Source organism: Floridaenema flaviceps BLCC-F50 (genome assembly GCF_041929275.2).
Classification (GTDB): domain Bacteria; phylum Cyanobacteriota; class Cyanobacteriia; order Cyanobacteriales; family Aerosakkonemataceae; genus Floridanema; species Floridanema flaviceps.
On record NZ_JBHFNR020000001.1, the window covers coordinates 400,073 to 413,849 of the forward strand.

The window sequence follows — 13,777 nt, forward strand, 5'->3', positions numbered from 1 at the left end:
TGCCTACTGAATCAAGCAGACAAATTGGAGTAAATAAATTTGTGAAGATTCTTTTAGTAGAAGACGATCGAAGCTTGGCGAACTTGCTACAAACAACGTTGAATTGGCAGCAGTATCAAGTTGATACTGCTATTGATGGTCAACAGGGATGGGAGTTAGCTGAGGTGTTCCAGTATGACGTGATTTTACTAGATGTGATGTTGCCTAAACTTGATGGTATATCTTTTTGCCAGCAGTTACGGACGGGAGGACATTATGCTATTCATCTTCCCAATCAAGAAACTCCGGTGTTGTTAATGACCGCAGTAGATACTGTAACGAATAAAGTTATGGGTCTAGATGCGGGAGCAGATGATTATCTGGTAAAACCGATTAATTTAGACGAATTATTAGCACGAATTCGAGCATTGGGGCGCAGAACTCAGGTGCAGCGATCGTCTAAATTAGAGTGGGGAGATTTGCAGCTGCATCCCAAAAACTGTGAGGTGACATTTGCCGGAAACCCGATTTCGCTGACTTTAAAAGAATATCAATTGTTAGAGTTGTTTTTGCGTTATCCTGAACAAATATTTAGTCAAAGTAGATTGAGCGAACAACTTTGGGCAGAGCATGAAACGCCAACGGAAAATGCTGTCAGGGCGCAAATTAAAGGACTGCGGCAGAAGTTAAAACAAGCCGGAGTTAAAGATATGATTGAAACAATTTATAAGCTGGGATATCGACTGCGGCGACCAAATCAAGAAAATGGTAATCAGCAGAAATCTTTATCTTTAAATACTGCTACTCCTGCGGCTTCTTCCTTGATACTTCCTTCCTCAGATCTTTGGGAAATTTGGCAGGAGTGTCGGCAATCTTATGTCGATCGCCTTACCATTATCGAACAAGCAATCACTGCATTAAATAGGGGTGATTTGACAAGAGAACTACAACATCAAGCGGAACGAGAAGCACATACTTTAATTGGCTCTTTAGGTAGTTTTGGCTTAGAAGAAGCTTCCCACATCTCGCGCCAAATCCAGCAAATTCTCAAGTATGATTCAGTTCAGGAACAGTCAGAAGCTAAAATTTTAAACCAATTATTTGAAAATTTACGCTGGATAATCACAGGAGATCAAAAGCTAGAAAAAGCTCAGAAAATCTCAGAAAATAAAGTTGTTTATTTTGATTCTGATTCCTCTACCTTGCTGATAGTTGATGATGATTTAGTATTAGCGGAACATTTGGCTAAAGAAGCGGTTGCTTGGGGTATTCAGGCGGAAGTAGCAACTAATTTGCAGCAAGCTAAACAGTTAATTTTAAAGCAACAACCTGATGTGGTATTGTTGGATTTAAGCTTTGGGGAAATTGGCGAAGGTGGTTTAGAATTTTTGGCTCAATTGCACAGAGAGTATCCAGAGATTGCGGTTTTGGTATTTACAGCTAGAGATAACATGAGCGATCGCGTCCAAGCTGCTAGATTAGGAAGTAAGGGTTTTTTACAAAAGCCGATCGCGCCTTCTCAAGTACTAGCAGCAATTAGCCAAACTTTGCAACAGTCCCATCAAACTTTATCCAAAGTGTTAATTGTTGATGACGATCCGCAAATTCTGAAACTACTAGAAAAGGTTTTAGAACCAGAAGGTTATCATTTAATACTATTGGACAAGGCTCAACTATTTTGGGAAGTTTTAGAACAAACTGCTCCCGATTTGTTGATTCTCGATGTAGAATTGCATGACTGTTCCATAAATAATGGAATTTCTTCTACCTCGGAATTAAGTGGTTTTGACCTTTGCCAAATTATCCGTAACGATCCTCAATGGCACAATTTGCCGATTCTGTTTTTATCGGCTCATACTGATTCTAAAACTATATTAAAGGGTTTTGAGGCGGGAGCAGATGACTTTTTATACAAACCTTTTGCGCCCGCAGAACTGCTAATTCGGGTTAAAAAAAGATTAGAACAAGGAAAAATTCGCCGTCAGGGTGAATTAGACTTACTAACGGGAGTGAGTAACCGCAGCAAGTCTATGCTGGATATTACCCGATTATTGCGTTTAGCTGTTCGTCAGCAACAACCTTTTTGTTTAGCTGTATTAGACTTAGATCAATTTAAGTTAGTAAACGATCGGTATGGACATGAAATGGGCGATCGCGTTCTCAACTATTTTGGGCAATTACTTAATCAATCGTTCCGTATGGAAGATGTTTTAGGGCGTTGGGGAGGAGAAGAGTTTGTGGTGGGGATGTACGGAATTTCTAAACAAAATGGAGTCAAACGATTGGAGGAAATGCTAGATTCGTTCCGAAAAATTAAATTTAGCGCTAGAAATGGCAGTGAATTTCAAGTAACATTTAGTGCGGGAATTGCTCAATTTATAGAAGATGGAGAAGACTTGCAAACACTTTATCGAGTCGCAGATCAAAGACTTTATCAAGCTAAAAACCAAGGGAGAAATCGAGTTTTAGCCACTGAAAGTTAAAGGAATTGTAGATTTTAAATTAAAAATGAGCGATCGCCACAAAACCAAAAATCAATTAATTGCTGAATTGGAGCAACTACGCGCCGAAGTCGTCGCCCTCAAGCAAGAGAAAAAGACTGCACCAATCTGCATATCAAAAATATCTGAAACAGCCGATATACCAGAAGGTTGTAGAATAGCTCTATCTCCTGAATTAGGAGCAGTTTATCAAGCAATTAACCGTCATCCACTGGTTGTTACTCCCGATACAACAATTCCAATTGTTATTCAGCAAATGGAGCAAGCACACTCTAGCAGCGTGTTAGTTATCGATCGAGGATTAGTAGTAGGAATTTTCACGGAACGGGATTTAGTAAAGCTGATTTCTGAACGAATTTCCCTGGATCGATTAACCATTGCTGAAGTCATGACTCGGCAATTAATTGCTATTTCTTTAACAGAATTACAAGATGCTGTCACTGTATTTAACTTAATGCAAGAGCAAAAAATTCGGCATCTCCCAGTATTAGATAAATCTGGCATGATGTTCGGATTAATTACGATGAAAAGTCTGCGCGAGTCACTTCAACCAAGCGATTTGCTGCGCTTGCGCCGAGTCAAAGAAGTGTTAGTACGACAAGTAACTTATGCGCCTCCCGATTGTAGCTTATTTCAAATAGTGCGATTAATGGCGCAAGAAAAAATTAGTTGTGTGGTAATTGCTGAAACAGATAAAACTGGAATAATTTTACCTCGTGGAATTATCACCGAACGGGATATTGTCAGATTTCATACTTTAGAATTGGACTTTTACCAAACTCAAGCAGCAATGGTGATGAGTACGCCGTTGTTGCCAATTTCCCCAGAAGATTCGCTATTACAAGCATATCAATTAATGAATCGCCATCGAATTCGGCGGTTAGTTGTATGTGATGAAAAAGGTAGTTTATTGGGGATTTTAACTCAGCGCAGTATTTTGCAAGCAATGAATCCAGCTGAGGCATATTCTGTAATTCAAATATTGCGCCAAGAAGTCGATCGCCTGCAAAACGAGAATATTTTGCTTTTGCAAACTTGTAACCGCGAACTGCAACGCCAAATTAAAGAAACAGGCGCACAATTAGCAGAACAAATCGAGCAAGAACGTCTATTAGCAGGTTTTACTCAACAGATTAATCGATCGCTAAATATACCCAAAGTTCTCAATGCCAAGCTTTCTTGTACTATTTTGTTACTGGTAACTCAACAAAGCGATCGCACTCTTTATCAAAAATATCTCAGTCAAGATAAAGAATACAACTATACAATTTTAGAATTTACTAGCCCACAAGCAGCATTAAAGCAGTGTCAACAGATGATGCCAGATTTAATTTTGGTTGATGAACTGTTACCTGATATGACTGCACAAGAATTTTTAATTCAATTGGGCAAACTGATTAAGAGAAATTCGCTTCCCGTAATTGTCATTACTGAGAGCGATCGCACCAGAATTATAGTAGAACTTTTGAAAAGTGGTGCCCAAGATTATCTCAAGAAAACTCACCTCACCGCTACCAAATTACATAAAACTATTAAAAGTGTTTTAGAAAGAATTCAATTAAGCCAAGAACAACCCAAACAACAGGAACAACAACAATTAGTTTCTATAACAGCCCTGCATATTCGTCAATTCTTAGATTTAAATCAAATTCTGACAGCTACAGTTAATGAAGTTCGACGCATTTTTGGGTGCGATCGTGTAATTATTTATCGCTTTAAACCTGATTTTAGTGGCATAGTTGTTGTTGAATCAGTTGTCGATCGTAGCTTTTCGATGTTGGGATGGGAAATCAAAGATGATTGTTTCCGAAAAAATTGGGTAAAACCTTATCAACAAGGGCGAATTCGGGCGATCGAAGATATTTACACCGCTACCGATCTCAATCAATGTCATGTCGATTTTTTATCTGGTTTTCAAGTTCGAGCAAATCTAGTAGTTCCCATTTTGTCAGGAGAAAATCTTTGGGGTTTATTAATAGCTCATAATTGTACAGCCCCTAGACATTGGAAAGCCACAGAAATTGATTTTTTATCTCAATTAGCAACTCAAGTTGGCATTGGAATTCAGCAAGCAATACTAGTTACCCAACTACAAACAGAACTCAAAGAACGTCGCGAAGCAGAAGTTGCATTGCAAGCAAGCGAAGCTCACTTTCGTAATGCAATTTTAAACGCTCCCATACCGATTATGCTTCATGCTGAAGATGGAGAAGTGTTGTTAATTAATGAAGTTTGGACAGAAATTACTGGCTATACTTTGGCAGAAATTCCGACAATGATGGCTTGGATAAATAAAGCCGATCGCCAACAGCGGCATCAATTCCAGGCAGATATTCAACAACTTTTCCACTCAAAAAATCGCGTTTCCCAAGGCGAATATACTATTAAAACCAAAACATCAGAAACTCGCATTTGGAATTTTTCTTCAGCATGGTTAGGAGAACTTGCCGATGGGAGAAGGTTAGTCATTAGTACGGCTTTAGATATTACCGAACAGCAAGCTGCTTTGCGCGATCGCCAACAAGCCAAATTACAATTACAAGAAAGTCAACAACGTTTGCAGTTATCATTAGAAGCAGCCAAAGCAGGTTCTTGGGAATTGAATTTGTTCACTCAGGAATTAATTTCTTCCGATCAATATAAAGCCAATTTCGGAGTTTTTCCAAAAGATGAAATTACCTATCGTCAATTAGTTGAAAAATTGATTCACCCGCACGATCGCGCCATGCAGCAAGCATTGATGCGAAAAGCTTTAGAACAACATATTCCTTATGAAGCAGAATACCGCTGTAGTTGGTCAGATGGAAGTATTCATTGGTTAATGGCAAGAGGACAAGCATATTATCAAGATGATGGTACACCCTATCGCATGATTGGCGTAACCCTAGATATTACCGATCGCAAACTAATAGAATTAGAACTCTTTGAATTGACTGCTGAACTAGAACAAAGAGTCGCACAAAGAACCGCAGAATTATCTCAAGCAAACCAAGAATTACTACAGGAAATTAACGATCGCAAACGCATAGAAACCGCCTTAAGAGAAAGCGAAGCCAGATGGCGCAGTTTAGTAGAAAATGCTCCTAGTTTTGTCCTCATGATCGATCGAGAGGCGAGAATCATTTTTATTAATAGAGTTTTACCTGAATTTTCCATAAAAACTGTTATTGGTCAGAGTTTTTATGACTATGTTATTCCTGAATATCAGCCAGTTCAAATAGCCGCAGTTGAGCGAGTTTTCCTCTCAGGTGAGCCAACTACCTTTGAAGTTTTAGGCTACAAAGATACCCAAGGAAATTTAACTTGGTATGAAACGCGCCTTGCTCCAATTTGGCAAGATGGAGAAATTTCCGCAGCAATTGTAATCTCCAATGATATCAGCGATCGCAAACAAACAGAAGCCGACTTAAGAGAAAAAAATCGTCGTTGGCGATCGCTCCTAGATAATGTACAACTAATAGTAATTGGCTTAGATCGACAAGGATTAGTAGAATATGTAAATCCCTTCTTTTTGAAACTCACAGGATATAGCGAAACAGAAGTTGTGGGAAAATCCTGGTTCGATAACTTTGTGCCAAGCACGCGAAAATTAGAACTTGGCAGAAGCTTTCAAGAAATTATTCAAGGTGTGAACGCTCATAGTTATTTTGTCAATCCCATTGTGACGCTGACAGGTGAGGAGCGAATCATTGCCTGGAGCAACACTTTGTTGCATGATGTACAAGGTAATGCGATCGGCTCAATCAGCATCGGAGAAGATATTACCGAACGCTATAAACTAGAACGGATGAAAGGTGAATTTGTCTCAATAGTCAGTCACGAACTTCGCACCCCTCTTACTTCTATGCAAGCTGCCCTTAACTTACTCTCAGAAAACATTGTCGATCCAAGTTCCGAAACTGGACAAAGCGTAATTCAAATTGCTGCCGAAGGAGTCGAGCGTTTGGTGCGTTTAGTCAATGATATTCTCGACTTAGAGCGACTAGAATCTGGGAAAATTCGCCTAGAAAAAAGCTGCTGTAATACTGCACAAGTAGTAAAAAAAGCGATCGACCAAATGCAAGAATTGGCAAATCAAAGCGGCATCAAATTAAGTACAACCATTGAAAGTTGCCCAATTTATGCAGATTGCGATCGTCTCCTGCAAGTCTTGATTAACCTATTAAGTAATGCCATTAAATTCTCTGCCAATGGAAGTACAGTTTGGTTGAAAATAGAAATAATGCAAAATCAACTTAAATTTAGCATCAAAGACCAAGGTAGAGGAATTCCTGCTGATAAACTAGAAACCATCTTTGAGCGATTTCATCAAATTGATGCCTCAGATTCCCGTGAAAAAGGCGGAACTGGTTTAGGTTTAGCTATTTGTCGCAGTATTGTTCAGCAACATGGCGGAGAAATTTGGGTAGAAAGTATTTTAGGTGAAGGCAGCACATTTTATTTCACGTTGCCAATAGGGGAGGAAAATTGTGGTGGTAACTAAACGAGTTTTGATTATTGATGATGATTTAGGAATTCGCAAAATCGTGCAAATTTCCTTAGAAGCAGTGGCAGGTTGGAATGTACTAATTGCCGCTTCGGGAATGGAAGGTATAGACATTGCTCAAGCTGAACAACCAGACGCAATTTTACTAGATGTAATGATGCCAGGAATGGATGGAATTACCACACTGGGAAAAATCAAAGAAAATCCGAATATTCAAAAAATACCAGTTATTTTGCTAACTGCCAAAGCCCAACCAAGCGAACAAAAACAGTTTACAGAATTACAAATAGCAGGTGTAATTACTAAACCTTTTAGAGCAACGGATTTAGTGGAACAAATGCGATCGCTATTACAGTGGCAAGACTAGCACAAAAGGGGATTGGGGACAAGGGCAGGGCTACTTCATTGTCGCCAAAGCAATTTAATAGATGGGGGGATGGGGAGATGGGGGGAAAGAGATGCTTGATGATTCTTCCAATGTGAGCCATCGCAAGTTATATCTCAATCCTAAGCAAATTATTTTCTCCTCCGAACATGAATTAGCCCTGGGGACAAGGGGAAGGGGGAAGGGGTAGAGTACTTAGTCATGATGTAAACTTTGACAACTTCACCAGTTCTTCATTTTTCGACCATAAAGTTAAATCATTGCAGAAAAAAAATGTTTAACCGCCATTTATCAAAAGATTTAGCCAATTGAGGTTATTATGTCAAATTGTCCTTTTTGCTCTCACACCATGCTCCGACATATTCGTAGTAACCAAATATACTGGTTTTGTCGCAACTGCTGACAGGAAATGCCTAATTTTCCACAACTCCGCAGTAAATCACTGTTAGTTAACTTATCAAGTACTTTAGGCATTCTAGAACAGTATCCTGCAATGATTAACAGATAAACCTTTTACTCCTGTTTCCCTGTTGATTTGAGACACTTTGTTTTTTTTGACGGCATTGCTCTTAAAGCTTCAAGTAAAAGTAAAGATATAATGATGAGCTTTTTAACTAAACTTTTCGCTAAGGCAGAAACCATGAAAGTATTACTCATAGAAGACGATCGAGCAACAGCAGATGTCTTAGAAGAAACTCTGGTGGCTCAGTATTGGATTGTCGATCGTGCTACTGATGGAGAAACAGGACTAAAATTGGCACAAGCTCAAGAATATGATTTGATTTTGCTAGATATTGACTTGCCGAAATTGGATGGTATTAGTCTTTGTAAAAAACTGCGGAGTGAGGGATATAAGAATTCCATCTTGTTATTAACTGGGAAAGATAGTACAGAAGCTCAACTTGCGGGGTTGGATGCTGGAGCAGATGATTATATAACCAAACCATTTAATTTAAAGATATTACTTGCCAGAGTCCGCGCAGTTCTTCGCAAGGTTAAGGCATTACCAACGATCGCAACTTATGAAAATATTCAACTCAATTCAACACGCGGCGAGGTAACTTGCGAGGGCAAACTGATACATCTTACTGCTAAAGAATATTGCTTATTAGAACTGTTTCTGCTTAATCCTAAACGTATTTATAGCCGTCGTGCTATTCTTGATTGCCTGTGGAATTTTGCCGACGCACCAGGCGAAGAAACAGTTAATACTCATATTAAATGTCTTCGGCAAAAACTCAAAGCAGCTGGGGCAAGCGATCCCATTGAAACTGTTTATGGATTAGGATATCGGCTACGTTCTCCCCAAGTTGACACCCCCATTTCCCCTACAATTCAAACATACGTGCCATCTGACTCTCAAACTAACGAATCTGAGAATCAGCAAAAAGCGCAAGCAGTGACATTAAAAGTATGGAATCAGTTTAAAACTAAATATGTCGAACAAGTTAGACTTTTGGCAGAATTAATAAATATCCTCAAAACTGGTGATTTTTCGCGGGAACAACAGCAAGAGGCGATTAGTTTAGCTCATAAATTAGTTGGTTCGCTGGGAATGTTTGGGTTAATGGAAGCGGCGCAACAAGCGAAACAAATTGAACTTTTCCTCAAAGAGAATCCTTTAGGAATGTTGCAAATTCAAGAGGCGTTTAAATTAGTTGGTTTGTTGCAGCAGACAGTTGAACAAGCACAAACAATTTCACCTCCCAAAACCCGACCAATTCAACAAAATCAACGCCCAGCTATTTCATCTGCCCGAATTTTGATTGTAGATGATGACTTGGAATTAGCCGATCGCCTAAGAATAGAAGCATTCGCTTGGCATCTTCAAATAGAAATTGCGACAGATCTCAACGTTGCTCGTCAGATGATCGATCAGAGTCCGCCGAGTGTATTGTTGCTCGATCTCAGCTTTCCAGGTGCAGAAGATGGATTAAGTTTGATGCAGGAAATTCAAGGTCGATCGCCAAAAATTCCTGTAATTGTTGTTACTGCAAGGGAAGAGTTGAGCGATCGTGTAGCCGCTGCTCGGTTGGGAGCAAACGTATTTCTTCACAAACCTTTGCCAGCTTACGAAATTCTCAAAACTGTTACCAATGTGTTAAAGCAGAAACCTCAAGAAGTTGGTAGTAATCGCGTTTTAATTGTGGACGATGACCCAGGTTTTCTGAAGTTGTTATCAATTTTATTGTCATCTTATGGAATGCAGGTAACAACTTCTGCTCATCCGCAAGAGTTTTGGCAAGTGCTAACTAGCTGTAATCCCGACGTGCTAATTCTCGATTTAGAAATGCCCGAAATTAATGGCATTGAACTCTGTCAGGTGGTGCGTGCAGATCCAGAATGGCATCATCTCAAAGTCCTATTTTTGTCAGCGCACGTAGAAGCAGAAGCGATCGCCAAAGCATACTCCGCTGGAGCCGATGCTTATATTAATAAAGGGATACCCGGAACCGAATTAGCAACGCAAATTTTATACCGTCTCAATCGAGGTTAATCATTAGACCTCTCCAACAAAGAATCTCAAAGGCAGGCAGGATGCCTACCCCACAAGAGTTTTTGGAGATGTCTATTAAACATCTCCAGAAATAAAAGATGCGTTACATAGATGGTAGAGACGTTGTATACAACGTCTCTACCATGTTTTTTGAAGATGTCTATGTTCATCCGGCTTTGATATAATTAGCGTAACGAAATTACTGGTATAAAGCGTAGCGTGCGAGAAATAATACACCAGTTAGAAAAGCTGAAAAAGCTTTATCTAAGCTTTCTTTACTTTTTGCCTTCTTGCACTAAATTAAATGTAGCAGCGCTAAAGGAAGCCGAATGGATTCCAGAATTTATCGGCGATTATTCCCTTATGTAGTGGCGATCGACACTACAGGAGTCGCTTTGTTGCTGACGCACTGGTTAGAGCCGTTAATGACCCGGACAAGTAGCCCGTTGTTCTTAATCGCCATAATTGTCACTACCTGGTATGGCGGTTTTTATCCCGGTATGCTGTCCGTTGTTCTGTCAGTACTGGCGATCGACTACTTCCTGATTCCCCCAATCTACCAATTATCGATATTCACTACCGACGATCTGGTGCGCTTAGTTATCTTTACACTCATTGCGCTGCTGATCCATTTTCTCAGTAATAATTTAAAAAATAGCAAACGCAAAGTTCAACAACTCAACCGGATATTACGCCAAGAGACTGCCGATCGCCTAAGAACAGCCTTGAGTGCGGCACAAATGGGGATGTGGGACTGGGACTTGCTAACCGGGAAAATTACCTGGTCGGAGGAACATCAACGGTTATTTGGTGTTGCGCCTGGTAGTTTTGATGGCAGATATGAAACCTTTGCTGCTTGTCTCCATCCTGAAGATCGAGAAGGAGTAAATCGGGCGCTTGACGAATCCTTAAAAAATCGCCTTCCCTATCAGCATGAGTTCCGAGTTATTTGGGGGGATGGCAGCATTCACTGGGTAGAAGGACGGGGAAAAGGTTTTTATAACGAACAGGGACAACCTGTGCGGATGTCGGGAACGATTATGGCGATCGATGCCCGAAAAAAAGCTGTAGAGACGTTGCAAGCAACGTCTCTACAGCTGGAACAGCAATTTGAGCAACAGCGATTGGTGTTAGAAATGACCCGACGCATACGGAATTCGCTCAATTTACAAGAAATCCTGCAAACGACAGTGGATGAAGTGCGGGAATATCTGAAAACCGATCGGGTAACGATTTTTCAATTTACCCCTAGTTGGGGTGGAACGATTATAGTCGAGTCGGTAGCAGATGAATGGATGCCGCTTTTACCACTCCAGATTTACGACCCTTGCATTGGCGAAGATTACGTTCAACCCTTTATCGATGGTTTAGTTACAGCCAAATCGGATATCTATAATTCGGGCATTAGTCCCTGTCATGTTGAATTTCTCGCCCAATTACAAGTCAGGGCAAATTTGGTTGTTCCCGTTACCAAAGATAATAAATTGTGGGGATTACTCGCAGCCCATCACTGTCAAGGGCCTCGCCAGTGGCAAGATATAGAAATCAACCTTTTGCGGCAGTTAGCCGCTCAAGTGAGTATAGCGCTTCAGCAATCCGAACTTTTGGAAAAAGTGCAAACGGAACTGGCAGAACGCAAGCAAGCTGAACTCGCCATACAGGAAAGTCAAAACCAAATTCAGCGCCAATTAACTGAAATCGAAACTATCTATCAGTCTGCTCCCATTGGGTTAAATGTTTTGGATACTGAACTTCGCTTTGTGCGAATTAATCAACGACTGGCAGAAATCAATGGGTTTTCTATTGAGGCACATATCGGTCGGAAAATCCATGAGTTACTACCGGATTTGGCTGATATTGCTCAACGACTGTTGCGCCCGATTTTGGAAACGGGAGAACCGCTGTTAAATATAGAAATCACTGGGGAAACTCCAGCGCAACCAGGGGTACAACGAATTTGGTTAGAAAGTTTTTTGCCTTTAAGAGATGGCGATCGAATTATTGGCATCAATACCGTTTGTGAAGACATTACAGAACGCAAACAAGCCGAACAAGATTTAGCAAGAGCCGCACTTCGGATTCAAACATTATTCCATACCTCATTCGATGGCATCGTCACTTTAGATCGGCAAGGAAATGTCATAGATGCCAATCCTCGATTTGCCCAGATGCTGGGCTACACACCAGAAGAAACTGCAAAGCTAAATGTTACTGACTGGGATGCTCTTTTAACTCGCGAAGAACTTCAGCAATTACTCGATGACAGCATTAAGTTAAAAAATGGAGTATTCGAGACTCGCCACCGCCGGAAAGATGGCTCAATTTACGATGTAGAAATCAGTTATAGTGTCGTCCAATGGCAAAAAGAGATTCTCCGATTCTGTGTTTGTCGAGATATTACCGAACGCAAACAAACTCAACTTGCTTTACAACAACTAAATGCCGAACTGGAAGCACGGGTAACTCAACGATCGGCAGAACTAGCAGATCTTTACAATAACGCGCCCTGTGGTTATCACTCTTTGGATGTTGATGGATTCATTGTGCGAATTAATGATACGGAGTTGAACTGGTTGGGTTATACCCGTGAAGAGGTTCTGTACAAAAAGAAATATTCCGATTTAATCACTCCTGGGAGTAGAGAAATTTTTTACCAAAACTTTCCCAAGTTTAAGCAACACGGTGAGATCGATAATTTAGAGTTTGAGATCTTCAACAAAGATGGAACAACTCGCTGGGTAAGCTTAAACGCTACCGCAGTTCGAGATCGAGCAGGAAACTTTATCATGAGTCGATCGAGCTTGTTTGATATTAGCGATCGCAAACTTATCGAAAAAGCCTTGCGTCAAAGTGAAGAAACATTCCGCTTGTTGAGTGAGTTCTCTCCGATCGGCATTTTCCTCTGCGACATTGCAGGTAAATGTGTCTATACCAATCCCCTCTATCAGCAGATCGTCGGTGCATCAAGCGAGGAAACTTTGGGGGATCGTTGGAAAGAATTTATTCATCCTGACGATCGCCAATGGGTGTTTCAATATTGGTCAGATTTAGTTGCTACAGGTAACGAAGGTGTATTTAACGAACTGCGCTATCAAGATCGTCAAGGAAAAGTTTGTTATACCCAAGTGCGAACCGTACCAATTAAGTCAAGTGATGGAACGGTGATTCTGTTCGTCGGGACTGTGGAAGATATTACCGAAAGACGTAAAATTGACCAAATGAAAAAAGAATTTATTTCGGTAGTCAGTCATGAACTGAGAACGCCTTTAACCTCAATTCGCGGTTCTCTGGGTTTAATTGCTGGTGGGGTGTACGATCGAAAACCGGAAAAGATGAAGGAAATGATTGCCATTGCTGCTAGACAAAGCGATCGTCTGGTGCGTCTAGTTAACGACATTCTCGATTTGCGACGCTTGGAATCAGGACAAACAAACTTTAACTTACAACAGTTAACTGCTGCTGAGTTAATCCAGCAATCAGTTGATGTGATGCAAGGTCAAGCCGAAGAAAGCCAAATTACTCTGTCTATAATTCCTTCGGTTGTAGACGTTTGGGCGGATGGTGATGCGATCGTCCAAACACTAACCAATCTTCTTAGTAACGCAATTAAATTTTCTCCGCAAAATTCAATTATTACCATTAGCGCCAAAGTGATTCCTGAAGATTTAGCAACTCAAAAACAACTCCCATCCTCTGCGCTGTTCTGGGTGCAAGACCAAGGTCGAGGTATTCCAGAAGATAAGCGAGAAACCATCTTTGGACAATTTCAACAAGTCGATGCCTCTGATTCTCGTGAAAGAGGTGGCACTGGCTTAGGGCTGGCTATTTGTCGTAATATTATTGAACAGCACGGAAGTAAGATTTGGGTAGAAAGTGTGTTAAACGAAGGCAGCACTTTTTATTTTACTCTTCCTTTATCTAGTTAATTT

Annotated in this window: 5 protein-coding genes; all 5 read left to right on the forward strand. The window is 40.5% G+C overall.

The window, feature by feature from the left end; genetic code table 11:
- The first annotated feature begins 41 nt into the window (after nt 1–41).
- The 5 genes from ACE1CI_RS01910 to ACE1CI_RS01930 all read left to right on the forward strand — a co-directional run bounded on the left by ACE1CI_RS01910 (nt 42) and on the right by ACE1CI_RS01930 (nt 13,774).
- Nucleotides 42–2,462, forward strand: a complete 2,421-nt coding sequence (locus ACE1CI_RS01910; protein ID WP_413268120.1) for a response regulator — start codon at nt 42–44, stop codon at nt 2,460–2,462.
- A gap of 25 nt (nt 2,463–2,487) precedes the next feature.
- The gene (locus ACE1CI_RS01915) at nt 2,488–6,963 is read left to right on the forward strand and encodes a PAS domain S-box protein (protein ID WP_413268121.1); all 4,476 of its coding nucleotides are present in this window, start codon (nt 2,488–2,490) and stop codon (nt 6,961–6,963) included.
- Nucleotides 6,953–7,333, forward strand: a complete 381-nt coding sequence (locus tag ACE1CI_RS01920) for a response regulator (RefSeq protein ID WP_459564168.1) — start codon at nt 6,953–6,955, stop codon at nt 7,331–7,333. Before ACE1CI_RS01915 ends, ACE1CI_RS01920 begins: the two co-directional genes overlap by 11 nt.
- Nucleotides 7,334–7,949: 616 nt before the next feature.
- On the forward strand, nt 7,950–9,848 hold the full coding sequence (locus tag ACE1CI_RS01925) for a response regulator (RefSeq protein WP_413268123.1): 1,899 nt from the start codon (nt 7,950–7,952) through the stop codon (nt 9,846–9,848).
- Between the two features lie 329 nt (nt 9,849–10,177).
- The gene (locus ACE1CI_RS01930) at nt 10,178–13,774 is read left to right on the forward strand and encodes a PAS domain S-box protein (RefSeq protein ID WP_413268124.1); all 3,597 of its coding nucleotides are present in this window, start codon (nt 10,178–10,180) and stop codon (nt 13,772–13,774) included.
- Nucleotides 13,775–13,777: the final 3 nt, after the last annotated feature.